At 72.5% G+C, this 25,062-nt stretch carries 19 protein-coding genes; 13 read left to right on the top strand and 6 right to left on the bottom strand.

The features are described 5' to 3' along the window. The first annotated feature begins 92 nt into the window (after positions 1 to 92). From ACWGN5_RS07040 to ACWGN5_RS07020, 5 genes are all read left to right on the top strand, one after another. Positions 93 to 2,330 (top strand): MMPL family transporter, encoded by a 2,238-nt coding sequence (locus ACWGN5_RS07040; protein ID WP_453511840.1) that lies wholly within the window; start codon positions 93 to 95, stop codon positions 2,328 to 2,330. After that, positions 2,308 to 2,865, top strand: coding sequence for a GNAT family N-acetyltransferase (locus tag ACWGN5_RS07035; RefSeq protein ID WP_453511838.1), 558 nt, complete (start codon positions 2,308 to 2,310; stop codon positions 2,863 to 2,865). Before ACWGN5_RS07040 ends, ACWGN5_RS07035 begins: the two co-directional genes overlap by 23 nt. Before the next feature lie 35 nt (positions 2,866 to 2,900). Further along, complete coding sequence (locus ACWGN5_RS07030) at positions 2,901 to 3,521, top strand: hypothetical protein (protein ID WP_453511836.1); 621 nt, start codon at positions 2,901 to 2,903, stop codon at positions 3,519 to 3,521. A 161-nt stretch (positions 3,522 to 3,682) separates the two neighbouring features. After that, positions 3,683 to 3,871 (top strand): hypothetical protein, encoded by a 189-nt coding sequence (locus tag ACWGN5_RS07025; RefSeq protein WP_453511834.1) that lies wholly within the window; start codon positions 3,683 to 3,685, stop codon positions 3,869 to 3,871. Positions 3,872 to 3,878: 7 nt separating this feature from the next. After that, complete coding sequence (locus tag ACWGN5_RS07020; RefSeq protein ID WP_453511832.1) at positions 3,879 to 6,935, top strand: helix-turn-helix transcriptional regulator; 3,057 nt, start codon at positions 3,879 to 3,881, stop codon at positions 6,933 to 6,935. Here the strand turns inward: ACWGN5_RS07020 and ACWGN5_RS07015 are convergent. The 3 genes from ACWGN5_RS07015 to ACWGN5_RS07005 all read right to left on the bottom strand — a co-directional run bounded on the left by ACWGN5_RS07015 (position 6,819) and on the right by ACWGN5_RS07005 (position 9,365). Then, on the bottom strand, positions 6,819 to 7,115 hold the full coding sequence (locus ACWGN5_RS07015) for a DUF6191 domain-containing protein (RefSeq protein ID WP_453511863.1): 297 nt from the start codon (positions 7,113 to 7,115) through the stop codon (positions 6,819 to 6,821). The two genes, ACWGN5_RS07020 and ACWGN5_RS07015, sit on opposite strands and share 117 nt — an antisense overlap. A gap of 13 nt (positions 7,116 to 7,128) precedes the next feature. Beyond that, positions 7,129 to 8,238 carry a PQQ-dependent sugar dehydrogenase gene (locus ACWGN5_RS07010; protein WP_453511830.1) on the bottom strand — a complete coding sequence of 370 codons (1,110 nt, stop codon included), beginning with the start codon at positions 8,236 to 8,238 and terminating at the stop codon, positions 7,129 to 7,131. A gap of 104 nt (positions 8,239 to 8,342) precedes the next feature. Further along, the gene (locus ACWGN5_RS07005) at positions 8,343 to 9,365 is read right to left on the bottom strand and encodes an aldo/keto reductase (RefSeq protein WP_453511828.1); all 1,023 of its coding nucleotides are present in this window, start codon (positions 9,363 to 9,365) and stop codon (positions 8,343 to 8,345) included. A 75-nt stretch (positions 9,366 to 9,440) separates the two neighbouring features. Here ACWGN5_RS07005 and ACWGN5_RS07000 point away from each other — a divergent pair, with 75 nt between their 5' ends. The 7 genes from ACWGN5_RS07000 (at position 9,441) to ACWGN5_RS06970 (ending at position 20,059) form a co-directional block, all read left to right on the top strand. Further along, positions 9,441 to 10,406, top strand: coding sequence for a 2-hydroxyacid dehydrogenase (locus ACWGN5_RS07000; RefSeq protein ID WP_453511826.1), 966 nt, complete (start codon positions 9,441 to 9,443; stop codon positions 10,404 to 10,406). A 593-nt stretch (positions 10,407 to 10,999) separates the two neighbouring features. Further along, positions 11,000 to 13,834 (top strand): putative bifunctional diguanylate cyclase/phosphodiesterase, encoded by a 2,835-nt coding sequence (locus tag ACWGN5_RS06995; RefSeq protein WP_453511861.1) that lies wholly within the window; start codon positions 11,000 to 11,002, stop codon positions 13,832 to 13,834. A 216-nt stretch (positions 13,835 to 14,050) separates the two neighbouring features. Continuing rightward, positions 14,051 to 15,901: an acetolactate synthase large subunit gene (locus tag ACWGN5_RS06990; protein ID WP_453511824.1), complete on the top strand. Its 1,851-nt coding sequence runs from the start codon at positions 14,051 to 14,053 to the stop codon at positions 15,899 to 15,901. A gap of 31 nt (positions 15,902 to 15,932) precedes the next feature. Further along, positions 15,933 to 16,460 (top strand): acetolactate synthase small subunit, encoded by a 528-nt coding sequence (gene ilvN, locus ACWGN5_RS06985; RefSeq protein WP_030222540.1) that lies wholly within the window; start codon positions 15,933 to 15,935, stop codon positions 16,458 to 16,460. A gap of 118 nt (positions 16,461 to 16,578) precedes the next feature. Continuing rightward, complete coding sequence (ilvC, locus tag ACWGN5_RS06980) at positions 16,579 to 17,580, top strand: ketol-acid reductoisomerase (protein WP_453511821.1); 1,002 nt, start codon at positions 16,579 to 16,581, stop codon at positions 17,578 to 17,580. 236 nt (positions 17,581 to 17,816) lie between these two features. Further along, entirely contained in the window at positions 17,817 to 19,406 is a 1,590-nt protein-coding gene (gene serA / locus ACWGN5_RS06975) for a phosphoglycerate dehydrogenase (RefSeq protein ID WP_453511819.1), read from the top strand. Positions 19,407 to 19,483: 77 nt separating this feature from the next. Beyond that, positions 19,484 to 20,059, top strand: a complete 576-nt coding sequence (locus ACWGN5_RS06970) for a TetR/AcrR family transcriptional regulator (RefSeq protein ID WP_453511817.1) — start codon at positions 19,484 to 19,486, stop codon at positions 20,057 to 20,059. Between the two features lie 34 nt (positions 20,060 to 20,093). On the opposite strand, the gene ACWGN5_RS06965 is transcribed toward ACWGN5_RS06970, so the two are convergent. From ACWGN5_RS06965 to ACWGN5_RS06955, 3 genes are read right to left on the bottom strand one after another with little or no spacing between them, the layout of a single operon-like run. Next, on the bottom strand, positions 20,094 to 21,242 hold the full coding sequence (locus ACWGN5_RS06965) for a DUF1266 domain-containing protein (protein WP_453511815.1): 1,149 nt from the start codon (positions 21,240 to 21,242) through the stop codon (positions 20,094 to 20,096). Next, on the bottom strand, positions 21,239 to 22,387 hold the full coding sequence (locus ACWGN5_RS06960; RefSeq protein ID WP_453511813.1) for a DUF1266 domain-containing protein: 1,149 nt from the start codon (positions 22,385 to 22,387) through the stop codon (positions 21,239 to 21,241). Before ACWGN5_RS06960 ends, ACWGN5_RS06965 begins: the two co-directional genes overlap by 4 nt. A gap of 37 nt (positions 22,388 to 22,424) precedes the next feature. Further along, entirely contained in the window at positions 22,425 to 23,753 is a 1,329-nt protein-coding gene (locus ACWGN5_RS06955) for a PucR family transcriptional regulator (RefSeq protein WP_453511811.1), read from the bottom strand. A 193-nt stretch (positions 23,754 to 23,946) separates the two neighbouring features. Here ACWGN5_RS06955 and ACWGN5_RS06950 point away from each other — a divergent pair, with 193 nt between their 5' ends. Then, positions 23,947 to 24,930 carry a proline dehydrogenase family protein gene (locus ACWGN5_RS06950; protein WP_453511809.1) on the top strand — a complete coding sequence of 328 codons (984 nt, stop codon included), beginning with the start codon at positions 23,947 to 23,949 and terminating at the stop codon, positions 24,928 to 24,930. Positions 24,931 to 25,062 lie beyond the last annotated feature (132 nt).

Raw genomic sequence — 25,062 nt, 5'->3', positions numbered from 1 at the left:
GCACCCTGTGAGGATCGCCACGAAACGGGCAAACGATCACGTTTGGCTGCGACAGTGGGGCGCGAGTACAGATCCAGTCAGGAGCACGTCCTTTGGCCGCAATCGCACGGTGGTGCCTCCGGCACCGTCTCGTCGTCGTTCTCCTGTGGCTCCTCGCCCTCGGCGGCACCGCCGCCGGCGCGACGCTCGCCGGCAGCGCGTACTCCAACGACTACGAAGTCCCCGGCACCGAGTCCGGCAGGGCCACCGCCCTCCTCGACCGCGGCTTCCACGGCCTCGGCGGCGACACCAACACCATCGTCTGGCACAGCGACCGGGGCAGCGTCCGCGCCGACGCCGTCGAGGAACGCATGACGGCGATGCTCGACAAGGTCGCCGAGCTCCCCGGCATCGCCGCCGTCACCTCCCCCTACGGCGACACGCGCGGCCAGGTCAGCGAGAACGGGCACACCGCCTACGCCACCGTCACCTTCCACGCGCAGGCCGACGACATCCCCGAGTCCCAGGCCGAGGCCCTCGTCGACACCGCCAAGGCCGCCGCCACCGACGACCTCCAGGTCGAGCTCGGCGGCAGCGCCGTCGCCCTCACCGAAGCCTCCGGCGGGCACGTCGCCGAGATCGTCGGCGTCGCCGTCGCGGCCGTCGTCCTCTTCCTCGCCTTCGGCTCGCTCGCCGCCTCCGTGCTCCCGATAGCGACCGCGCTCGTCAGCGTCGGCATCGCCTACTCGGGGATCGTGCTCCTCGGCCATCTGATGACCGTCGCCGACTTCGCCCCCATGCTGGGCATGCTCGTCGGCCTCGGCGTCGGCATCGACTACGCCCTCTTCATCGTCACCCGGCACCGCAGAGGCCTCAAACGCGGCCTCTCCGTCGCCGAGGCCGCCGAGACCGCCGTCGCCACCACCGGCCGGGCCGTCGTCTTCGCGGGCGCCACCGTCTGCATCGCCCTCCTCGGCATGCTGATCCTGCAGCTCAGCTTCCTCAACGGCGTCGCCATCGCGGCCTCCCTCACCGTGCTCCTCACGGTCGCCGCCTCCGTCACCCTGCTTCCCGCGCTCCTCTCCTTCATCGGCATGCGGGCGCTCTCCCGGCGCGAACGCCGGACCCTCGCCGAGCGCGGCCCGCAGCCCGAGCTGCCCACCGGCTTCGCCGCCCGCTGGTCCGCCTTCGTCGAGCGGCACCCCAAGCTCCTCGGCGGTCTCGCCGTCCTCGTCATGGGCGTCCTGGCGCTGCCGACCCTCTCGCTCCACCTCGGCACCTCCGACCAGGGCAACAGTCCGGCCACCGCGACCACCCGCAAGGCGTACGACCTGCTGGCCGAGCGCTTCGGGCCGGGCGTCAACGGGCCCCTCACCCTCGTCGCCGACCTCGACGGCGCCGACGACCGGGTCGCCCTCGACCAGCTGCCGGCCACGCTCGCCGCCACCAAGGGCGTCGCGTCCGTCTCCCCGGTCACGTACAACAGCTCCGGCGACACCGCCGTCGTGGTCGTCGTGCCCGAGTCCTCGCCGCAGTCCAAGGCGACCAGCGAGCTCGTCGACCGGCTCCGCGCGGACGTCCTGCCGAAGGCCGAGGCCGGCACCTCCCTCGACGTGCACGTGGGCGGCGTCACCGCCTCCTACGACGACTTCGCCGAGATCATCGTCGGCAAGCTGCCGCTCTTCGTCGGCGTCGTCATCGCCCTCGGCTGTCTCCTGCTCCTGCTCGCCTTCCGGTCCATCGGCATCCCGCTCAAGGCCGCCGCCATGAACGTCGCCGCCGTCGCCGGAGCCTTCGGCATCGTCGTCGCGATCTTCCAGTGGGGCTGGGGGAGCGAGCTCCTCGGCCTAGGCAGCGCCGGACCGATCGAACCCTTCCTCCCCGTGATCATGGTCTCGGTCCTCTTCGGACTCTCCATGGACTACCAGGTCTTCCTGGTCAGCCGGATGTACGAGGAGTGGCTGGAGACCGGCGACAACCGGCGGGCCGTCCGGGTCGGCCTCGCCGAGACCAGCCGCGTGATCAACTCCGCCGCGGTCATCATGATCTCCGTCTTCCTGGCCTTCGTCCTCAGCGGCGACCGGGTCATCGCGATGTTCGGCATCGCGCTCGCGGCCGCCGTCGCCCTCGACGCCTTCGTCCTGCGCACCCTCCTCGTCCCCGCCCTCATGCACCTGCTCGGCGGCGCGAACTGGTGGCTGCCCAAGTGGCTCGACCGGCTCCTGCCGCGGATCAGCATCGAACCCCCCGAGTGCCGGGAGGCCGCCGACGCCCGTGCGAAGATCCCCGTACAGCGCGTGACGGTTCCGACCACGGAGGAGAACGACGATGTTCGCGATATCGCTGGGTGACGACGGCGCCGAGCTCAGGCCCCTGGAACCCTGGCAGGCCGAGGAATTCCTCACCCACATGGACCGGGGCCGGGAGTTCGTCGGACAGCACATCGGCCTCCCCGACGTCGTCGCCGACCTCGACTCCGCCCGCGCCTACCTCACCTCGTACGCAGAGAAGGCCGCGAGCGACTCCGGCCGCATCTACGGCATCTGGACCGACGGCACCCTCGTCGGCGGCGTCCTCTTCCGGACCTTCGACGCCGCGAACGGAACCGCCGAGGCCGGCTGCTGGCTGGAGCCCTCCGCCGCCGGGAAGGGCCTGATCACCCGGGCCTGCCGGGTCATCATCGACTGGGCGATCGAGGAGCGCGGCATCCACCGCGTCGAGTGGTACGCCTCCACGAAGAACGAGCCGAGCATCGCCGTCGCCCGCCGCCTCGGCATGACGAAGGAAGGCGTCGTGCGCGAGAACTACCTGTACCGCGGCAACCGCGCCGACACCGAGATCTGGTCCGTCCTCGCCCCGGAATGGCGCGCGGCGAAGGCGTCTTAAGCCGCTTCTCATGTGGGCGCCCTAGCGTGCGCCGCATGGACACCAAGACGACCGAGAAGACCGAGCCCGACACCGAGGCCGTGACGGCGGAGGACGGTGCGGCGGCGGAGACCGTGACCGCCGCCGACAGCTCGGCGAAGGACTCCGCGAACGAGTCCGCGAACGGCTCCGCGAAGGACTCCGCGAACGGCTCCGCGAACGACGACGCCGACCTGCTCGACGAGACCGACGACGAGCAGGACGAGGACGGGCTCGACGACGAGGCGGCCGCCCCGGAGGCCACCGGCCTCGGCGCAGGCGCGGCGGCCGTCGTCTCCGCCGCCCTCTCCGCCGTCGCCCTCACCGGCACCTGGACCGGCAAGGTCGTCGCCGAGCGCGAGACGCTCATCGGGCAGATCAAGACCTCCGGCAGCGGCACCCCGGCCCAGCAGATCAGCGAGATCTACGGCGACGCCTGGCACAGCACCGCCCTGGTGAACGGCGTCTTCGCCCTCCTCGCCCTGATCGTCGCCGTCCTCGTGCTCACCCTGCCCCGCCGCCCCGCCTGGGTCCGTGCGGTCGCCCTCGCCGGCGCCGTCCTGGGCGGTCTCGGCCTGCTCCTGTCGGTCGGTACCTACTTCGACCTGTTCCTGAGCCTCCCGACCGCCGGCTCCTGAGACCCCTGGGGCTCTGCCTAAGGCACCCCCAGGACCCTCCTAAGGACCCCCGTACCCCGAACATGCGGCACTCGCCCGATGTGACGGCACCCCCTCGGAGACGAAAGTAGAGGCATCGCAAGAGAGCGATACCGAAACCGAGAAGCCCAGGGGAGCACACCATGTTCGAGTACGAACTCCAGACCATGCACCACGCCGAGCTCATCGCCGAGGCCGCCGCCCAGCGCCTCGCCCACGAGGCCGCGGCGACCCGCAAGGGCCTGCACCTCTTCGGCCGCCGCCACGCGGGCCAGGACACGGAGGGGCAGGTGACGGACGGCGGCCGCGGTCGCTTCGTCCGGGCCGCGTGACCCCCTTATGAGCGACGGCAAGGAAGTCTGTGCGATGCTCGGCGCCGTGGAGACCAGGTCAGTCAGCCCCGTCTTCGTCGGCCGCGCCGGCGAACTCACCGCCCTCACCGAGGCGCTCTCCCGCGCGACCGCGGGAGAGCCCCAGGCCCTGCTCATCGGCGGTGAGGCCGGAGTCGGCAAGACGAGGCTCATCGAGGAGTTCCTCGACACGGCCTGCGACCAGGGCGCCGTCGTGGCGCTCGGCGGCTGCGTCGAACTCGGCGCCGACGGTCTGCCCTTCGCCCCCTTCGCCGCCGCCCTGCGCGCGCTCCGCCGCCGCCTCCCCGACGAACTCACCGCCGCCGCCGACGGCCACGAGGGCGAACTCGCCCGCCTGCTGCCCGAACTGGGCGACCCCGGCAGCCACGAGCCCTCCGACGAGGACTCCACCGCCCGCCTCTTCGAACTGACCGTACGGCTCCTGGAACGGCTCGCCGCCGACCGTACGATCGTGCTCGTCCTGGAAGACCTCCACTGGGCCGACGCCTCCACCCGGCACCTCCTCACCTACCTCCTGCGCACCCTGCGCCGCGGCCGGATCGTGGTCGTCGCCAGCTACCGCGCCGACGACATCCACCGCCGCCACCCGCTGCGCCCCCTCCTCGCCGAACTCGACCGGCTCCGCACCATCCGCCGCATCGAACTCTCCCGCTTCACCCGCACCGAGGTGCACCGCCAGCTCACCGGCATCCTCGCCGCCGAACCCGACCCCGCTCTCGTCGAGGAGGTCTTCGAACGCTCCGACGGCAACGCCTTCTTCGTCGAGGAGCTCGTCGTCTCCCACGAGGCCGGCTGCGCCGTCGGCCAGCTCAGCGACTCCCTGCGCGACCTCCTCCTGGTCCGGGTCGAGGCGCTCCCCGAGGGTGCCCAGCGGGTCGCCAGGATCGTCGCCGAGGGCGGCTCCACCGTCGAGTACGGGCTCCTCGCCGCCGTCGCCCGGCTCTCCGAGGACGAACTCATCGAGGCGCTGCGGGCCGCCGTCGGCGCCAACATCCTGCTCGCCGTCCCCGACGGCGACGGCTACCGCTTCCGGCACTCCCTCGTCCGCGAGGCCGTCAGCGACGACCTGCTGCCCGGCGAACGCTCCCGCCTCAACCGCCGCTACGCCGAGGCCCTGGAGGCCGACCCCGGCCTCGTCCGCCCCCACGAGCGGACCACCCGCCTCGCCACGTACTGGTACCACGCGCACGACCCCGAGAAGGCCCTCCCCACCGTCCTTCGGGCCTCCGTCGAGACCCGCAAGCGCCACGCCTACGCCGAGCAGCTCAGCCTCCTCGAACGCGCCATGGAACTGTGGGACAAGGTGCCCGCCGAGACGCGCGACTCGCTGCGCCCCATCGACTACGCCGACGCCTACCCCGCCTGCGGCTGCGACCCCGAGACCACCTCCCTTCGCTATCTGGACCTGCTCGCCGAGGCCGCCGTCGCCGCCCGGCTGAGCGGCGAGCGGGAACGCGCCGCGAAGATCTGCCGGATGGCGCTCCGCCTCCTCGACAGCGACGAGCACGACCCCCTGCGCGCCGCCTGGTTCTGGACCGAGATGGCCCGGCTCCAGTCCAACCTCGGCAAGGGCGACGGCTGGCCGGAGATCGCCCGCGCCCAGGAACTCGTCAAGGGCCTCCCGCCGTCCGCCGTCCACGCCACCGTCCTCGTCGGCGCGGCCGGCTGGGGCATGCTCCGCAACCCCGGCCCCGAGGCACTCGCCGCCGCCGAACGCGCCGTCGAATACGCCCGGTTCGTCAAGGCCGAACCGATCGAACTCAACGCCCGCATCACCCTCGGCACCATCATGGTGTCCGCCGGAGACATCGAGGGCGGACTCGCCGCGATGCACGAGGCCCGCGAACGGACCACCGCCCTCGGCCAGTTCCACGAGGCCGCCCGCGCCCATGTGAACCTCTCCTCCGCCATGGAGGCGCTCGGCCGCTCCCGCGAGGCCGTGGACATCGCCGTGACCGGCATCGAACTCGCCCGGTCCCGCGGGCTCGTCGACAGCGCCGGCTGGATCCGCGCCAACCTCGCCGAGTCGCTCCTCTCGCTCGGCGAGTGGAGCCGGAGCAAGGACGAGGCCGAGCTGCTGCTCCGCTCCGGGGCGAGCAGCACCAAGCCGGGCGGCACGGCCCTGCTCCAGCTCGCCCACCTCGCCATCTTCCGCGGCGAGCCGGCCAGGGCCGCCGAGCACCTCGCCGAGGCCCGCTCCCGCTACGGCGCCCGCGACCCGATCCCGCAGTACACCCTGCCCACGGCCCAGGCGGAGATCGCCATCGCGGCCGCCGAGGGACGCCTCGCGGACGTACGGGAACAGCTCGCCGCCCTCGCGGAGACCGGCTTCCCGCCCGGCACCCACCGCTACGGCTGGCCGCTCGTCCTCACCGCCGTCACCGCCGAGGCCGACAGCCGGGGGCTGCCCGCCGCCGACGAGGGCCGCGCCCAGGCGCTCGCGCTCGTCCGCCGCTGCGTCCGCGGCCTCGCCATCCCGGCCCCGGTCTGGGAGGCCTACTCCCGGCAGGTGTCCGAGGAACTCGCCCGCGCCGAGGGCCGTGAGACCGCCGCCCGCTGGACCGAGGTCGTCGCCGCCTACGAGCCGCTGGAACGCCCGTACCAGCTGGCCCGCGCCCGCCACCGCCTCGCCGACGCCCTGCTCGTCGAGGGCGGCCGCCGCGAGGAGGCAGCGGCCCTGCTCCGCGAGGCCCACGCCACCGCCGTCGCCCTCGGCGCCCGGCCGCTCCGCGAGGACGTGGAACTCCTCGCCGCCCGCGCCCGCCTCTCCCTCGCCCCCGAGAAGCAGGCTCCGGCACCGGCGGAGCCCGGAGAGGACGGCTTCGGCCTGACGCCCCGCGAGCAGGACGTACTGCGCCTGGTCGCGGCCGGCCGCACCAACCGTCAGATCGCCGAGGAGCTGTTCATCTCACCGAAGACGGCCAGCGTCCACGTCTCCAACATCCTCGCCAAGCTCGGCGTCGCCGGCCGGGGCGAGGCCGCCGCCCTGGCCCACCGCCTCCACCTCCTCGACACGCCCCTCTGAGCCGGCGGCCTCGGGCCGGGCCCCGGGGAGCCGTATCGTCACCCGGCCCGAGGACAGGTCCACCGGGCCGCGGGCCGGGTCGGCGTCTCCCGGATCCTCCCTGGTCAGGGCCTCTCTGCGGCGCTCCTCCTCGATGTGCCTGCGCGATGGCGCGAAGAACTCGTCAAGTCCGCCGAACACGGTCACCGCCTCCTCACCTCACCTCCAGCCGGAGGATCCGGTCGTCCCCGGGCCCGGGCGTGCCCCGGGTGTCGGTCTCGCTGGTCACCAGCCAGAGCCGGTCGCCGCTCGTGGCGAGGACCGTGCGCAGGCGTCCGTACTCACCCTTCAGGAACGCCTCGGGCTCCCCCGATCGTTCCGCGCCGGAGAGCGGGATCCGCCACAGCCGCTCGCCTCTGAGCCCGGCCATCCAGATCGCTCCCCGCGCGTACGCGATCCCGCTCGGGGAGGCCTCCGAGGTCGGCCACTGGGCCACCGGATCCGTGAACCCGGCCCGGCCGGCCCGCCCCTCGGCCTCCGGCCAGCCGTAGTTCCGCCCCGGCTCCACCAGGTTCAGCTCGTCCCAGGTGTTCTGCCCGAACTCGGCCGCCCACAGCCGGCCCGCCGGGTCCCAGGCGAGCCCCTGCACATTGCGGTGCCCGTACGAATAGACCACCGAGCCGGGGAAGGGATTGCCCGGTGCCGGCCGGCCCTCCGGCGTCATCCGCAGGATCTTCCCGCCGAGCGAGTCCCGGTCCTGGGCCAGCCCCGTCCGGCCCGTCTCGCCCGTCCCCGCGTACAGCATGCCGTCCGGCCCGAACGCGATCCGTCCGCCGTTGTGGATGATCCCCTTCGGGATGCCGGTGAGCACCGGCTCCGGCCGGCCGAGCCGGTCCGCCTCCCCGCCGCCGTACCGTATGCGCACGATGCGGTTGTCCGATCCGGCCGTCAGATACGCGTACACCCAGCCGTCCCGGACCGCGATCCCGAGGAGTCCGCCCTCGCCGCCCGGCACCACCCCCGACACCTCGCCGAGCGGGGTCTTCGCGCCGGTCCGCCCGTCGATCCGGGTGATCGTCCGCTCGTCCCGCGAGGAGACCAGCAGATCCCCGCCGGGCAGCTCCGCCAGCCCCCAGGGCGACTTCAGCCCCTCGGTGAGCGTGCCCACCACCGACACCCGTCCCCCGGCGGAGGCGGAGGGGGAGACCGTCGTCGTCGGCGGAGCCGCGCCCGGTCGCTCCTCCGTACTCCCCGAGGAGCACCCCGTCAGCAGCACCAGCGCGGCGGCGCCCCCCAGGGCCTTCACAACAGCAGGACGGCTCATGGTCCGTTCCCCTTCGACGAGTCGAGCGGCATCCCTACACCCTTGATACACCGCTCGCCCCGATCAGGTTCCCGCCCGCCGGACCCGTCTTCTCCGCCAGGCGCTCAGTCCCAGGACCCGCGCGGCGCCGGAAGCCGCGCGATCTCCGCCAGGTCCTCCGCCGTGAGCCGCAGCGCGGCCGCCCCGGCGTTCTCCACCGCCCACCGCTCCCGCTTCGCCCCCGGCACCGGCACCACGTGCCGCCCGAGACCGAGCACCCACGCGAGCGCCACCTGCGCCGGGGTGACGTCCTCCCCGTGCCGCGCGGCCACCCGCCGCAGTCCCGCCACGATCGGCTGGTTCGCGGCCATCATCTCGGCCGTGAACCGGGGGTGCCGGGCCCGCGGGTCGTCCCGCTCGAAGCCGCCGCCCGGGGTCAGCGTCCCGGTCAGGAAGCCGTTCCCCAGCGGCATCGCCGCCAGGAAGCCGACGCCCCGCGCCGCGCACCAGGGCAGCAGCCGCACCAGCGCCTCCCGCGACCACACCGACAGCTCCGCCTCGATCGCCGCGACCGGGAACACCTGCTGGATCCGGTCCAGTTGGCGGATCGTTCCCTCATATCCGTCGCGTCCGGCGCCCGTCGCGCCCCGGCGGGCCGAGCGGGCGCCGACGGCGCACAGGCCGAGCGCCCGCACCTTGCCCGCCGAGACCAGCTCGGCCATCGCGCCCCAGGTCTCCTCGACCGGCACCTCGGGGTCCGCGCGGTGCAGCTGGTAGAGGTCGATGACGTCGGTCTGGAGCCTTCGCAGCGAGGCGTCGCAGGCCCGGCGCACGTACCCCGGCCTGCCGTTGGCGACGACGTGCCGCCGCTCGCCGCCGTCGCCCACGAGCAGTCCGCACTTCGTCGAGACGAAGGCCTCGGAGCGCCGCTCCTTCAACACCCGCCCCACCAGTAGCTCGTTGGTGAAGGGGCCGTACATGTCGGCGGTGTCGAGCAGGCTCACCCCGGCGTCGAGCGCCGCGTGCACGGTCCGCAGCGAGCGGTCCCCGCGCTGCTCCGAACGGCTGTACGCCCAGCTCATCGGCATGCACCCCAGGCCGATCGCACCCACGTCGAGCGCCGTCGCCCCGATAGTCCTGCGCTCCACCTGCCGGTACCCCTCCCTGTGCCGTCCCCCAAAGTAACCAATGGCGCGCGGGATTCTTCGCATAGCCTCCCGGTCATGAGATTCGAAGAGACGACCGCTGACGTGTGGCTTCCCCTTCCGGCGGACGAGATCGAGGGACTGCCCGCGCCGGGCGAGTCGGGTCTGAACTACCGCTTCTGGGACGGCGGTCCCGAGTTCCCCGCCGATCCGGCGCGCTGCGTGTTCTACGTCGTCCCGTACATGAAGGGCTCGGAGATCGCCGTACGGCCGCTGGCCGGGATGACCGGCCTCCGCGTGGTGCAGACCCTCTCCGCCGGCATCGACCACGTCACGCCCGGCATCGACTCCCTGCGGCCGGGGGTCGCCCTCTGCAACGCGAAGGGCGTCCACGAGGCCAGCACCGCCGAGCTCACGCTCGCCCTGATCCTCGCCTCGCTGCGCGGCATCCCCGGCTTCGTGCGCGGCCAGGACGCCGAGGAGTGGCGGGCGGGCTTCTACCCGGCCCTCGCGGACAAGTCCGTCCTGATCGTCGGGTACGGATCGATCGGATCCGCCATCGAGGACCGGCTCGCGCCCTTCGAGTGCGCGCGGGTGGCGCGCGTCGCACGCTCCGCGCGCACCACAGAGCGCGGCCCGGTGCACGCCCTGACGGACCTCCCGGCGCTGCTCCCGGAGGCCGACGTGGTCGTGCTCTCCACTCCGCTCACGCCCGCGACCACGGGTCTCGCCGACGCAGGCTTCCTGGGGCGGATGAAGGACGGGGCGCTCCTCGTGAACGTCGCCCGGGGCCCGGTCGTCGACACGACCGCGCTGCTCAAGGAGGTCGAGAGCGGTCGCATCACGGCGGCGCTCGACGTCACCGACCCCGAACCGCTGCCGTCCGGGCACCCTTTGTGGCACGCTCCCGGTGTCCTGATCAGTCCCCATGTGGGAGGTTCCACTTCGGCCTTCATGCCGAGGGCGAAGCGGCTGATCGCGGGACAGCTGCGGCGGTTCGCGGCGGGTGAGGAACTGGCCAACGTCCTCCTCACCACCGGCTGACCGGAGCGAGGTGTTCGGCCGGGCGGGTGATACGCGCCCCCGACACGCGCCGTGCGCAAGCCCCCTGGCCGTCACGGAGAGTACTGCGGCCCTGTCCCTGAGTGACGGTCCTGGTGTATCGTCCGGTGGCGGGGGACTGCGTCGAGAACGGGCTGACGCTGGGGAGCGAAGTGACGGGACATCAGATTCCGAGGGGGGCGACGGGTGAAGCACGGCCGGAGGACCGACGATCCGACGCGGCGACGCCGCCGCCGGCAAGCCTTCCACGCCTCGCCGCCGACCTCGCACGCTCGGTGCCGGACCAGGCGGCGCCGCACCGGACGCCCCGCGCCGCCACGCCGCCGGACACCGGCGACGGCACCCACGACCGCGAGGCCCAGGACCGCGACGCGAACGACCGTGACGCGTACGACCGCGACGGGCACGGCCGTGACGCGAACGACTGCGACGCGAACGACCGCGACGGGCGCGACTGCGATGCCCGCGACCGTGACGCCCACGACCGTGACGGGCACGCCTCCGGGGGTGCCGACGAGCCGACGGCGCGGTCGCACGACGCGGCCGGGTGCGGCGGCCCGGCGCCGGAGGATCCGGTGAGCGCGCCCGGGGCGGTCATCACCCGCCGCCCCCTCGGCAGCGGCGACTCCGGCCACCCGGACCCCGGCCGCCCCCGCCTCGGCGGGGCCGCCGCCCAGATCGCCCTCGGCCTCGTCTGCGCCGGCTACACCACCGGCGCGTCCCTCGGCTGGGGTTCACCCCGACTGGCGCTCTTCATGGGCGACTTCGGGCTCAGCGCCGCCGCGCTCACCGCCGCGGTCTCCTGCTTCCTGTACGGCCGGAGCCACCGCGGCAGCGCCCGCCCGGCCTGGCTCCTCTTCGCCTTCTCCTCCTTCATGGCGGCCGCGGGGAACGCCGTGTGGGGCTGGTACGAGGTCGTGCTCCGCACCGACGTGCCCGACTCCTCCGTCGCCGACCTCTGCTTCTTACTCTTCGCGCCGCCCGCCATCGTGGGCCTCCTCGTGCTCGCCAAGAAGCCCGTCACCCGGGCCGGCTGGGTGTGCCTGGGGCTCGACGCCTGGCTCATCGGGGGCTCCCTGCTCACGCTCTCCTGGAGCCTCGCCCTCGCCCGCACCACGCACTTCGAGGGCGAGTCCGTCGCCCAGGCCGCGCTGTCGCTCGCGTACCCGCTGCTCGACATCGTGCTCGTCAGCATGGTCCTCGTCCTGCACTTCCGGCGCTCCCAGGCGAACCGCTCGGCGACGAACACCGCGATCGCCGCGCTCGCCCTCACCGTGCTGTGCGACGCCCTGTTCACCTCGCCGCTGCTCCGCGAGAACTACGCCTCGGGCCAGCTGCTCGACGCCGGCTGGTTCGCCGGCTCGCTGCTGCTCGCCTACGCGCCCTGGGGCGTGCGCCGGCCGCTGGACAGCGCGGCCACCGCACGCGGCCCGTCGCTCCACAGCCGCCCGGTCGCCGGCTCGCTCGCCGCCCTCACCCCGTACCTCGCCGCGGCCGTCTGCACCCTCGGCATCCTGTACAACGTCGTCGAGGGGCGCCGGCCCGACCGCGTCGTCGTCCTCACCGGCTGCACGGTGGTGCTCGCCCTCGTCGTACGCCAGGGCATCATGCTCCTCGACAACATCGCGCTCACCCACGAACTGGCCCAGAAGGAGAACCACTTCAGGTCACTCGTGCAGGGGTCCAGCGACGTCATCATGATCGCCGCGCCCACCGGGATACTCCGCTACGTCAGCCCGGCCGCCGCCGGTGTGTACGGACGGGACGCCGAGGAGCTCATCGGCTCCGAGCTCGCCTCCCTCATCCACCCCGAGGACCTCGGTGCCGTCGTCCACGAGGTACGGCGCTTCCTCGCCGTCTCGCCCGCCGAGGAGCCCACCACCCGGATCGAATGCCGCTTCCGCTCGGGCCGCGGCGACTGGCTCAACGTCGAGTCGACCGTGAACCGGCACCAGGGCGGGCTGATCTTCAACAGCCGGGACGTCACCGAACGCGTCCGGCTCCAGGCCCAGCTGCAGCACAACGCCGAGCACGACCCGCTCACCGACCTGCCCAACCGGGCCCTCTTCACCCGGCGGGTCCGGCAGGCGCTCAGCGGCCGCCGCTCCTCCGACCCCGGCACCGCCGTGCTCTTCATCGACCTCGACGGCTTCAAGGGGGTCAACGACCGCCTCGGCCACCAGGCGGGGGACGACCTCCTCGTCCAGGCCGCCCGCCGCCTCCACGACTCCGTACGCGCCGGGGACACCGCCGCCCGGCTCGGCGGCGACGAGTTCGCCGCCCTCATCCTCGGCGACGGCGGCCGCGACCGCACGGCCCGCCGGAACCAGGTCCAGGAGATCGCCGACCGGCTCCGGCTCACCCTCTCCCAGCCCTACCGCGTGGACGGCGGCAACGAGGTCCGGGTCGCCGCCTCCATCGGCGTCGCCTTCGCCGAGCCCGGCCTCGAGGCCGGCGACCTCCTGCGCAACGCCGACCTGGCCATGTACCGGGCCAAGGCCGCAGGCAAGGACCGCGTCGAGCTCTACGCCCCGCAGATGCAGGCCGAGGTCGTCCGCCGCACCGAGCTCGCCGCCCGGCTGCGCACCGCCCTCCACGACGGCGAGTTCGCCCTGCTCCACCAGCCGGTCGTCGACCTCACCACCGGCCGCATCTCCGCCGTCAGCGCCCAGGCCCGCTGGCGCTCCAGCCAGGGCATCCTCTTCACCCCCGCCGAGTACCTCCGGGTCACCGACGACGGCGAGCGCACCGCCGAGCTCGGCCGCTGGCTCCTCGAAGAGGCCGTCGAGCAGGCCGCCGAGCGGGCGGGGATCGGCCACCGTACGCCCGTGTCCATCCGGCTCTCCGCCCGGCGCCTCCTCGACCGCTCGCTGCCGCTCGGCTCCGTCGAGTCACTGCTCACCCGCCACGGGCTGCCGTCCGGCTCGCTGATCGTCGAGCTCGCCGACAGCGACCCCCGGATCTCGCTCGACGAGCTGGAACAGCGCCTGGTCGCGCTGCGCCGTCTCGGCGTGCGGATCGCGCTCGACGGCTTCGGCAGCGGACACGTGGCGATCAACGCCCTCCGCAGGCTCCCCGTCGACATACTGAAGCTGGACCGGGGACTCGTGGAAGGCGTGGTCGAATCAGCCCGGCTCCGCAAGATCACCCGCGGGGTGCTCCGTATCGCCGGCGAGCTCGGCATGCAGACCGTCGCCGAGGGAGTCGACGTTCCGGAGCAGGTCATCGCCCTGCGCGCGATGGGCTGCAGCCACGCCCAGGGCATGGCCTTCTCGGGCCCGCTCGACGAGTACCGGCTGCGCAGGGCCCTCGTACGGGACGAGTACCCGCTGCCCGGAGCGGTGCCCGTGCGTGTCGGAAACCGTCCCCCGATCCGCTCAAATACTGAGACGCCTGTCCCACCCACTTGACAGTGGTGAGGCCGGAGAGGGAGGGTCAGTGCCATGCGCACCCGAATTCTCGTACTTGGAAAGCGCGTCGGCTGAGGCAGGCCCCAGAGAAGGCCCGCCTGAAACGCACCCGACGCGCTCCCCTCGCTTGCCTCACGGCACGAGGGGTTTTTTGTTGCACCGGCTCACGCCAAAATCGTCTTAAACCCTTGCAAAAACCCTCCGCCCCGAGAAGAGATGCTGATGACCGAGCAGGCCACCGGGCACCATCCGCAGCCGCGCCCCCGCGGCGGCGCACAGCCCGTCACCACCGTCGAGCACGTCACGGGTGCGCAGTCCCTCATCCGCTCTCTCGAGGAAGTGGGCGCCGACACCGTCTTCGGCATCCCTGGCGGCTGCATCCTCCCGGCCTATGACCCGATGATGGACTCGGAGAAGGTGCGCCACATCCTGGTCCGCCACGAGCAGGGCGCGGGCCACGCCGCCACCGGCTACGCCCAGGCGACCGGCAAGGTCGGCGTCTGCATGGCGACCTCGGGTCCGGGGGCGACCAACCTCGTCACCCCGATCGCCGACGCGTACATGGACTCGGTGCCGCTCGTCGCGATCACCGGCCAGGTCGCCTCCAAGGCCATCGGCACCGACGCCTTCCAGGAGGCGGACATCTGCGGCATCACCATGCCGGTCACCAAGCACAACTTCCTGGTCACCAAGGCCGACGACATCCCGCGGACGATCGCCGAGGCCTTCCACATCGCCTCCTCCGGCCGCCCCGGCCCGGTTCTGGTCGACATCGCGAAGGACGCGCTCCAGGCGAAGACCACCTTCAGCTGGCCGCCGCAGACCGACCTGCCCGGCTACCGCCCGGTCACCAAGCCGCACGCCAAGCAGATCCGCGAGGCCGCGAAGCTGATCTCCGCCGCGAAGCGCCCGGTCCTGTACGTCGGCGGCGGTGTCATCAAGGCCGGCGCGACCGCCGAGCTGAAGATCCTGGCCGAGCTGACCGGTGCCCCGGTCACCACCACCCTGATGGCGCTCGGCGCGTTCCCCGACAGCCACCCGCTGCACGTCGGCATGCCCGGCATGCACGGCTCGGTCACGGCCGTCACCGCGCTGCAGAAGGCCGACCTGATCGTGGCCCTCGGCGCCCGCTTCGACGACCGCGTCACCGGCAAGCTCGACAGCTTCGCCCCGTACGCCAAGATCGTCCACGCGGACATCGACCCGGCCGAGATCGGCAAGAACCGCGCCGCCGACGTCCCGATCGTCGGTGACGCCCGCGAGGTCATCGCCGACCTGGTCCAGGCCGTCCAGGCCGAGCACAGCGAGGGCAACAAGGGCGACTACTCCGCCTGGTGGAGCGACCTGAGCCGCTGGCGCGAGACCTACCCGCTCGGCTACGACCTGCCCGAGGACGGCAGCCTCTCGCCGCAGCAGGTCATCCAGCGCATCGGCCAGCTCGCCCCCGAGGGCACCATCTTCACCGCGGGCGTCGGCCAGCACCAGATGTGGGCCGCCCACTTCATCGACTACGAGCAGCCGGCGACCTGGCTGAACTCGGGCGGCCTCGGCACGATGGGGTACGCGGTCCCCGCCGCGATGGGCGCCAAGGCCGGCCTGCCGGACCGCCCGGTCTGGGCCATCGACGGCGACGGCTGCTTCCAGATGACCAACCAGGAGCTCACCACCTGCGCCCTGAACAACATCCCGATCAAGGTCGCCATCATCAACAACGGCGCCCTCGGCATGGTCCGCCAGTGGCAGACCCTCTTCTACAACCAGCGCTACTCGAACACCGTCCTGCACTCCGGCCCGGACGACGTCCAGGCGAACAAGGGCACCCGTGTCCCCGACTTCGTCAAGCTCTCCGAGGCCATGGGCTGTGTCGCCCTGCGCTGTGAGGACCCGGCCGACCTGGACAAGGTCATCGCCGAGGCCAACGCCATCAACGACCGCCCGGTCGTGATCGACTTCATCGTCCACGAGGACGCCCAGGTCTGGCCGATGGTCGCCGCCGGCACCTCGAACGACGAGGTCATGGCCGCGCGGGGCGTCCGCCCCGACTTCGGCGACGGCGAAGACGACTGAGCGAGCAGAGCGAAAAGGAAGAGACCCAGACATGTCCACCAAGCACACGCTCTCCGTCCTCGTCGAGAACACGCCCGGCATCCTCGCCCGGATCGCCGCCCTGTTCTCCCGCCGCGGCTTCAACATCGACTCGCTCGCCGTGGGCGTCACCGAGCACCCCGACATCTCCCGCATCACCATCGTGGTCAATGTCGAGGACCTGCCCCTGGAGCAGGTGACCAAGCAGCTCAACAAGCTGGTCAACGTCCTGAAGATCGTCGAACTCGAGCCCAGCGCTGCGATCCAGCGCGAGCTCGTCCTGGTGAAGGTCCGCGCCGACAACGAGACCCGCTCCCAGATCGTCGAGATCGTGCAGCTGTTCCGCGCCAAGACCGTGGACGTCTCGCCCGAGGCGGTCACCATCGAGGCCACCGGTTCGAGTGACAAGCTCGACGCCATGCTCAAGATGCTGGAGCAGTTCGGCGTCAAGGAGCTCGTGCAGTCCGGCACGATCGCCATAGGGCGTGGCGCCCGGTCCATCACGGACCGGTCCCTGCGGGCCCTCGACCGCAGCGCCTGAGCGTCCTCGACGGTCAACCGCCGGTCCGTCCGGCGGTCCGACTGACGAGACCCGAAAACTTTCCTCCCGCTCCCCGCCGTACGGTGGGACGCAACACCAGCACCTCAAGGAGAATCCAGTGGCCGAGCTGTTCTACGACGACGACGCCGACCTGTCCATCATCCAGGGCCGCAAGGTCGCGGTGATCGGTTACGGCAGCCAGGGCCACGCCCACGCGCTGTCGCTCCGTGACTCCGGTGTCGACGTCCGCGTCGGTCTGCAGGAGGGCTCGAAGTCCAAGGCCAAGGCCGAGGAGCAGGGCCTGCGGGTCGTCTCCGTCGCCCAGGCGGCGGAAGAGGCCGACCTCATCATGATCCTCACCCCGGACCCGATCCAGGCCCAGGTCTACGAGGAGTCCATCAAGGACCACCTGAAGGAGGGCGACGCGCTCTTCTTCGGCCACGGTCTGAACGTCCGCTACGGCTTCATCAAGGTGCCCGAGGGCGTCGACGTCGCCCTGGTCGCCCCGAAGGGCCCGGGCCACCTGGTCCGCCGTCAGTACGAGGAGGGCCGCGGCGTTCCGTGCATCGCGGCCGTCGAGCAGGACGCCACCGGCAAGGCCTTCGACCTGGCGCTCTCGTACGCCAAGGGCATCGGCGGCACCCGCGCCGGCGTCATCAAGACGACCTTCACCGAGGAGACCGAGACCGACCTGTTCGGTGAGCAGGCCGTCCTCTGCGGTGGCACCGCGGCTCTGGTCAAGGCGGGCTTCGAGACCCTGACCGAGGCCGGCTACCAGCCGGAGATCGCCTACTTCGAGTGCCTCCACGAGCTGAAGCTCATCGTCGACCTCATGTACGAGGGCGGCCTGGAGAAGATGCGCTGGTCGGTCTCCGAGACCGCCGAGTGGGGCGACTACGTCACCGGCCCGCGGATCATCACCGACGCCACCAAGGCCGAGATGAAGAAGGTCCTCGCGGAGATCCAGGACGGCACCTTCGCCAAGGAGTGGATGGCCGAGTACCACGGCGGCCTGAAGAAGTACAACGAGTACAAGACCCAGGATGCCAACCACCTCCTGGAGACCACCGGCAAGGAGCTGCGCAAGCTCATGAGCTGGGTGAACGACGAGGAGGCGTAAGCCTTCCGGGTGGGGGCCGGACACACTGTCCGGCCCCTTCCCACGTGGTTGGACACCCCGTCCAACCACGGAAGGGTGATCCTTCCAACGAGGCGCATGAAGTGCGCCGAGGCACCACTACACTTCTCAACAACATCGCGTCTGGCCCACAGCGTCGTGCGCTTTCACGCGGCAAGCCCCCTCCACCGCCTGCGGCCGTCGGGACGGCCGTCCGCACTGCCTCTGTGAGGACTCACGTGAGCTCGAAACCTGTCGTACTCATCGCTGAAGAGCTGTCGCCCGCCACCGTCGACGCGCTGGGCCCGGACTTCGAGATCCGGCACTGCAACGGCGCCGACCGCGCCGAGCTGATCCCCGCCATCGCCGATGTGGACGCCATCCTGGTCCGCTCCGCGACCAAGGTCGACGCCGAGGCCCTCGCCGCGGCGAACAAGCTGCGGGTCGTCGCCCGTGCCGGTGTCGGTCTGGACAACGTCGACGTCTCCGCCGCCACCAAGGCCGGCGTCATGGTCGTGAACGCCCCGACCTCGAACATCGTCACCGCCGCCGAGCTCGCCTGCGGTCTGCTCGTCGCCACCGCGCGCAACATCCCGCAGGCCAACACCGCGCTGAAGAACGGCGAGTGGAAGCGCTCGAAGTACACGGGCGTCGAGCTCAGCGAGAAGACCCTCGGCGTCGTCGGCCTCGGCCGCATCGGCGTCCTCGTCGCCCAGCGCATGTCCGCCTTCGGCATGAAGATCGTCGCGTACGACCCCTACGTGCAGCCGGCCCGCGCCGCCCAGATGGGCGTGAAGCTGCTGTCCCTGGACGAGCTGCTCGAGGTCGCCGACTTCATCACCGTCCACCTGCCGAAGACCCCGGAGACCCTCGGTCTCATCGGCGACGAGGCGCTGCACAAGGTCAAGCCCTCCGTCCGCATCGTCAACGCCGCGCGCGGCGGGATCGTGGACGAGGCGGCGCTGTACTCGGCGCTCAAGGAGGGCCGGGTCGCCGGCGCGGGCCTCGACGTGTACGCCAAGGAGCCCTGCACGGACTCCCCGCTCTTCGAGCTCGACCAGGTCGTCTGCACCCCGCACCTCGGCGCCTCCACGGACGAGGCCCAGGAGAAGGCCGGCATCGCGGTCGCCAAGTCGGTGCGCCTGGCGCTCGCGGGCGAGCTGGTCCCGGACGCGGTCAACGTCCAGGGCGGTGTCATCGCGGAGGACGTGAAGCCGGGTCTGCCGCTCGCCGAGAAGCTCGGCCGGATCTTCACCGCCCTCGCGGGCGAGGTCGCGGCCCGTCTCGACGTCGAGGTGTACGGCGAGATCACCCAGCACGACGTGAAGGTGCTCGAACTCTCCGCGCTCAAGGGCGTGTTCGAGGACGTGGTCGACGAGACCGTGTCGTACGTCAACGCCCCGCTGTTCGCGCAGGAGCGCGGTGTCGAGGTCCGTCTGACGACGAGCTCCGAGTCGCCCGACCACCGCAACGTGGTCACCGTGCGCGGCACGCTGTCGAACGGCGAGGAGGTCGCGGTCTCCGGCACGCTCGCCGGCCCCAAGCACCTCCAGAAGATCGTCGCGGTCGGCGACTACGACGTGGACGTGGCGCTCGCCGACCACATGGTCGTGCTGCGCTACGAGGACCGCCCGGGTGTCGTCGGCACCGTCGGCCGCATCCTCGGCGAGGCCGGTCTGAACATCGCGGGCATGCAGGTGGCGCGCGCGGAGGAGGGCGGCGAGGCGCTCGTCCTCCTGACCGTGGACGACACCGTCCCGGCCACCGTGCTCACCGAGATCGCGGAGGAGATCGGCGCGGCCTCGGCCCGCTCGGTCAACCTGATCTGACGCTTCCGGCGCACTCCGTACCCGGTCGATAGACGTACGTCTTATACAGGCGTCTATCGGTCGGGTACAGTGCTGTCATGGGACACAAGGAAGACCTCCTCGAAGGCGCCAAGCGCTGCCTCCTGGAGAAGGGGTACGGGCGCACCACGGCGCGCGACATCGTCGCCGCCTCGGGCACCAACCTCGCCTCCATCGGCTACCACTACGGCTCCAAGGACGCCCTGCTCCAGCAGGCCTTCCTGGCCCTCACCGAGGAGTGGGGGGAGCAGGCCGGAGCGGCGGGCACGGAGGGCGCCGAGGCGCTGCCGGCCGACCCGTACGAGCGCTTCCACGCCGTCTGGGAGCAGGTCATCGCCGCGGCCGGGGCGAGCCGCCCGGTCTGGAAGCTCCAGACCGAGGTCGTCACCCGCATCGACGACGACGAGAAGCTCCGCGAGGCCATCAAGGAACCCCAGCGCGAGGGCCGCCTCGGCATGGCCCAGGGCTTCCTCGGCCTCGACCCGGAGGCCGACCCCGAGAAGGCCCGGGTCGCGGGGCTGCTCTGCCAGGCCCTGGCGACCGGCGTCATGATCCAGTGGATGGTCGACCCGGACACCGCGCCGAGCGCCGACGACCTCACCGAGGGCCTCAAGGTCCTGATGGAGGGTCAGTAGGACCCGGTCCGACAGGAGTTCGGCCCCGGTCGGCTCAGCGCCACGGGATGTTCCGCCACGGACTGCCCTCGTACGCGGTCAGTCCTCGGTGGGCGGCCACGTTCCCCTCGTGGAACGGGCCGTACTCCTCCCCGTCGAAGCGCAGCACCCGCCCGAGCGCGTACCCCGCCGAGTACTCCTCCCAGGAGCCGTACGCGGACCGGGCGAGCGCCCCCGCGTGGACGATCGCCTGTTCGGCCTCCGGTGGCGCGCAGAAGCGGGCCGACAGGCCCCAGCGGGCCAGGTTCACCGCCCGGCCGTAGTCGTACGCGACCGTCCTGCGCACCCGCCCCTCCGGCGGAAGCAGTCCGTCGGCCCGGAACCGGGCCTCGTAGCGCACGATGCGGCGCACCAGACCCTCCACGTGCCGCACCGCCGCCGGGCCCGCGCCCAGGTCCTGGGCGTGTCCGGCCGCCGTCTCGCGCCACTCGTCGGCCGAGGGCACCGCGCCCCGCCCGGCCCGCAGCTCCTCCCGGACCCGGAGGGCGAAGTCCGGCTCCGGCGGGCTGTTGCGCCCGTCGAGGAGCGCGTCCAGCTCCTTGCGCCAGCCCGCCGGCTCCGTGATGTCCCAGGCCTCGCGGAGCGTTTCGAGCTCCTCGGTGTAGCTCCTGTAGGCGGAACCGACGTCGTTCCACGGGACGCCGTTCCCGAAGGCCAGATGGGCGCCGCAGGCCAGGCCGAAGGCGAGCGGGCCGTGCAGGGGGCCGTGCCGCAGGGCGACGAAACGATCCCCCGAACCCTGCTCGCGCTCGCCGTACGCACGCAGCCATCCCGCGCGGTGCTCGGGCGTCGTGGGCAGCAACAGCTCCCCGGGGGTGCCGCCGTTGACGGCGAGCAGCGCCCGGGGGTCGCGCCAGGTCGCCTCGGCCGCCCACCGGAGCGTGATCCGGTGGAACACCCAGTCCGGATGCCAGGGCGGCAGCATCCCGCGGGTGAGGACCGGCCGGACGAGGAGTCCCTTCGGCGTCTGCTGGTGCCTCCAGTAGACCGAGTCCGGTTCGGCGTCCACCTCGGCCCTGGGGGCGGCGACGAAGAGCTCGGCCCCCGCGAGGACGCGGATCTGCTCCCGGAAGTCGCCGCGCAGCACCGCCTCGTACAGCAGCTGCTCGGTCTCGGACGGCGGGATCCAGGGGGCGGGGTTCATGACCACGGGATGTTCCGGTAGGGGCTCGAAGGGTCCTGGGTGAGGATGCGGTGGAGGGTCGCGGACTCCTGGTACACCGGCTCGGGGTCGCCCTCGTCGAAGTGGATCAGGCGGGCGAGCAGATAGCCGAGCGAGAACGCCTCCCAGGAGTCGTACGCCTGCCGGGCGGTTTCGAGGACGCTCCGTACGGACTGCTCCGCCTCCTGCGGGTCGCAGTACCGCGCGCCGAGGGCGAGCCGTACGACGTTCACGGCCCGGCCGTGGTCGAAGGCGGCGAGCGTGTCGACCCGGCCGTCCGGCGGGAGCAGGCCGTCGGCGCGGAACCGCTCCTCGTAGTGGACGATCCGGCGCAGGAACTCCTGGGCCTCGGCCCGGTCCTCCCCGTAGGGGTCTTCCCGCTCGAACGCGGCGGTGACCTCCGCCGCCCATCGCTCGGCGGAGGGCGCGGCGCCGAGGCGCGCGGCGAGTCGGCGCCGGATCCCCAGGACGGCCTCGGGGATCCGGCCGACGAGCCGGGTCGCGATCAGGATCCGCAGCTTCTCCCGGAAGTCCGCCCGGTGGTGGACCGCCCACGGGTGCCGCAGCCGCGCGACGTCGGTCGGATAGTCCTCGTACTGGGCGCCGAGCCCGTTCCACACCAGGCCGTTGAGCACGGCGAGGTGCGCCCCGAGCGCGAGGGCGTGCGCGACCGGCCCGCGCAGAGGGCCGCCGGTGTGGGTGAGCAGCCGCAGCCGCGCGGGTCCGCCGCCCCGGACGCCCGCCTCCTGCCAGGCCCGCCGGTCGGCGGCGCGGGCCGGCAGGGCGGCCTCGAACGGGGTGTCCGGGTTGACCGCGAGCCACCAACGGTCGTGCGGCCACGCCGCGGCGAGCCGGTCCAGGGTGGTCTGCTTGAACACCCAGTCCGGGTGCCAGGGCGGCAGCATGCCCTCGGTCAGGACCGGTACGACGGTGCGCCGGGCGGCCTTGTCGCGCCGGTGGGGCAGGGGTGGGAGGTGGCCGGGCACGTCGGCGTGGAGCCGGGGGAGGAGCACGTAGAGGCGCGTCCGGCCGAGGGCGTCCAGGACGGCCGCCCGGTCCCCGCCCGCCCCGGCCTCGTACAACAGCTGCTCGGTCCGCGTGGGCGGCGCCCAACTCCCCGTGGTCATGGGGCGATCCTACAAACCCGCCCGGAGGGGCCGGTGTTCAGAGCCGGGCGACCTTGAGCGCCATGTGGAGGAGCAGACGGTCCTCGCCCGCGTCCAGATCGAGGCCGGTGAGCTGCTCGACCCGGGACAGACGGTAGTAGAGGGTCTGCCGGTGGATGCCCAGGGCCGCCGCCGTCCGGCCCGCCTGACCCGCGTGGTCGAGGAACACCTCGGCCGTGCGGGCCAGTTCCGTGTGCGCCGGGGCGAGCAGGGTGCGGACCGCCGGGTCCGGTTCGGCCGGGGGCAGGGCGGTGAGCAGCCGGTACGGGCCGAGGGCCGCCCACTCGGCGAGCGGGCCGAGGTGCGGCCGCGCGCTCGCGGTACGGGCCGCGGCGGCGGCCTCGCGCCAGGAGACGTCCAGGTCGGCGAGCCCGCGCCGGGGCGTGGCCACGCCCGCGACGGCGTCGGAGCCGCGCAGCCGGTTCGCCGCGCTGGTGGCGGGCGCGAGGTTGTCGCCCGACCGCAGCCGCACGAGCACGGCGAGCGCCCGGCCGGCCCCGCCCTCGGCGGGCGCGGAGCCGGGGACGTACGGGCTGGGGACGGGGCCGGGGTCGGCCCCGGGGGCGTCGGCGTCGGTGGGGCGGCCGGTGGTGGTGGCGGGGCGACCTGAGCCGGAGCCGGAGCCGGAGCCGGAGCCGGAGCCGGAGCCGGAGCCGGTGCCCGCGCCCGGGCCGGGGCGGGACGCCGGGCCCGCCGTCGGTCGCCACGGCACGGTGCACAGGGCCGCCGCGCCCGGGACGGTGCGCGGGGACGGCGCGTCATCGCCGGGCCAGGGCGCCAGGCACACCACCGCGTGCAGGCCCTCCGCGTCCGGGCCGAGCGCGGTGCGCAGGGCGGCGAGGGCCATGTCGTACTGCCAGCCGCGCTCCGCCGTCAGCGCCGCCCGCAGCTCCCGGGAGAGGTCCGCGCCGGCCCGCTCCTCGTCGGCGAGCAGGTCGCCGATCCGGGCGGCGACCTCCATCGCGGCGGTGAGCTGCGCGTGCGAGGGCCCCGGCTCGGCGTCGAGCAGCCATACGTACCCGAGGACGACACCCCGATGGCGTACGGGGAGACAGATGCGGTCCCGGAAGACGCCCGCGTCGGGAGCGGCCGGGATGCGGACGGGGCCGGTCGCCCGGGTGATGCCGAAGCCCTCGAACCAGGTGCGGACCGCGGGGGAGGACTTCCTGGTCAGGATCGAGCGGGTCCTGACCGGGTCCATCGCGCTGTCGTCGTCGCTGTCGTGGGCGCCGAAGGCGATCAGCCCGAAGTCGCGGTTCTCCAGCGTCGCCGGGGTGCCGAGCAGCGCCGAGATCTCGTCCACAAGCTCCTGGTAATCGCCCTTCACGGGCACATTCTCGCACCCGCCGGCGGGCCTGTCAGACAGATGTATGAGGGGCGGGCCACGGATGCGTGACAGGTGTAGATGGCGGACGATCGGACCGATCCATAGGTTTCACGGTGGTTCTCCGTGCTGTTCCCGGTTCGTTCCCTTGATCCGGTTATGGCCCCGTCCTACCTTTGCCTTTTGGAGGTGCCCCGTGCTGGGTCCCGTGATCCTCGCCGCGTCGCGCAGCGACAAGATGCGCCGTCTCGTGTCGGCCGCCCCCGGGACCAAGCAGGTCGTCGCCCGCTTCATCGCCGGTGAGACGGTCGACGACGTCGTCCCGATCGTCTCCGAGCTGAGCGGCCGCGGCCTGGAGGTCACCCTCGACGTCGTCGGCGAGGACATCACCACCGTCGAGCAGTCGTACGCCGCCCGGGACGCCTACCTGGAGCTCATCGGCCGCCTCAAGGAGCTGGGCCTCGGCGAGCGCGCCGAGATGTCCGTGAAGCTGTCGATGTTCGGCCAGTCCCTCAAGATCGAGGGCAGCGAGCCCGAAGGGCTCTCCGGTAAGGGTGGTGGCGGGCGACGGGAGGGCGGCCACGAGCTGGCTCTCGCGAACGTCCGACCGGTCGTCGAGGCCGCCGCCGAGATCGGCACCACCGTCACCCTGGACGCCGAGGACCACACCACCCTCGACTCGATGTTCGCCATCCACGAGGAGCTGCGGAAGGACTTCCCGCAGACCGGCTGCGTCATCCAGGCGTACCTCTTCCGCACCGAGGACGACGCCCGCCGCCTCGCCGCGAACGGTTCCCGCGTCCGGATCGTGAAGGGCGCCTACAAGGAGCCCGCCGAGGTCGCCATCCAGGACAAGCCCGAGATCGACAAGGCGTACGTCCGGATCATGAAGATCCTGATGGACGGCGAGGGCTACCCGATGATCGGCTCGCACGACCCGCGCCTGATCTCCATCGGCCAGGAGCTGGCCCGCCGCGCCGGCCGCAAGCTGGACGAGTACGAGTTCCAGATGCTGTACGGCATCCGCTCCGAGGAGCAGAACCGTCTCGCCGCCGAGGGCCACCGCATGCGCGTCTACACCGCGTACGGCACCGACTGGTACGGCTACTTCATGCGCCGCCTCGCGGAGAAGCCGGCCAACCTCCTCTTCTTCGTCCGCTCCATCCTCACCAAGGGCTGAGCGGGGATGGGCGGCGTCTCGCGTACCCCCGGAGTGCCGGAGGCCTGCGAGGCGCCGCCCAGAAGTCGGCTGCGCCGACCACAGTCTCGTCGAAAGGAGTTACGAGACTCGTGACTCCACCCCGAGGGGCTT

This window comes from Streptomyces sp. NPDC055815 (assembly GCF_053616475.1).
The sequence above is the reverse complement of the archived record's forward strand: the minus strand, read 5'-3'. Positions and strand labels throughout refer to the sequence as shown.

Excerpts from the sequence above, each read along its gene's own strand:
- ACWGN5_RS06965 (WP_453511815.1), bottom strand. The coding sequence starts at position 21,242 with ATGAACCCCGCCCCCTGGATCCCGCCGTCCGAGACCGAGCAGCTGCTG.
- ilvN (WP_030222540.1), top strand. The coding sequence starts at position 15,933 with ATGTCCACCAAGCACACGCTCTCCGTCCTCGTCGAGAACACGCCCGGC.
- ACWGN5_RS07030 (WP_453511836.1), top strand. The coding sequence starts at position 2,901 with ATGGACACCAAGACGACCGAGAAGACCGAGCCCGACACCGAGGCCGTG.
- ACWGN5_RS07010 (WP_453511830.1), bottom strand. The coding sequence starts at position 8,238 with ATGAGCCGTCCTGCTGTTGTGAAGGCCCTGGGGGGCGCCGCCGCGCTG.
- ACWGN5_RS07020 (WP_453511832.1), top strand. The coding sequence starts at position 3,879 with ATGAGCGACGGCAAGGAAGTCTGTGCGATGCTCGGCGCCGTGGAGACC.
- ACWGN5_RS06970 (WP_453511817.1), top strand. The coding sequence starts at position 19,484 with ATGGGACACAAGGAAGACCTCCTCGAAGGCGCCAAGCGCTGCCTCCTG.
- ACWGN5_RS06990 (WP_453511824.1), top strand. The coding sequence starts at position 14,051 with ATGCTGATGACCGAGCAGGCCACCGGGCACCATCCGCAGCCGCGCCCC.
- ACWGN5_RS07000 (WP_453511826.1), top strand. The coding sequence starts at position 9,441 with ATGAGATTCGAAGAGACGACCGCTGACGTGTGGCTTCCCCTTCCGGCG.
- ACWGN5_RS07035 (WP_453511838.1), top strand. The coding sequence starts at position 2,308 with ATGTTCGCGATATCGCTGGGTGACGACGGCGCCGAGCTCAGGCCCCTG.
- ACWGN5_RS07025 (WP_453511834.1), top strand. The coding sequence starts at position 3,683 with ATGTTCGAGTACGAACTCCAGACCATGCACCACGCCGAGCTCATCGCC.
- ACWGN5_RS06960 (WP_453511813.1), bottom strand. The coding sequence starts at position 22,387 with ATGACCACGGGGAGTTGGGCGCCGCCCACGCGGACCGAGCAGCTGTTG.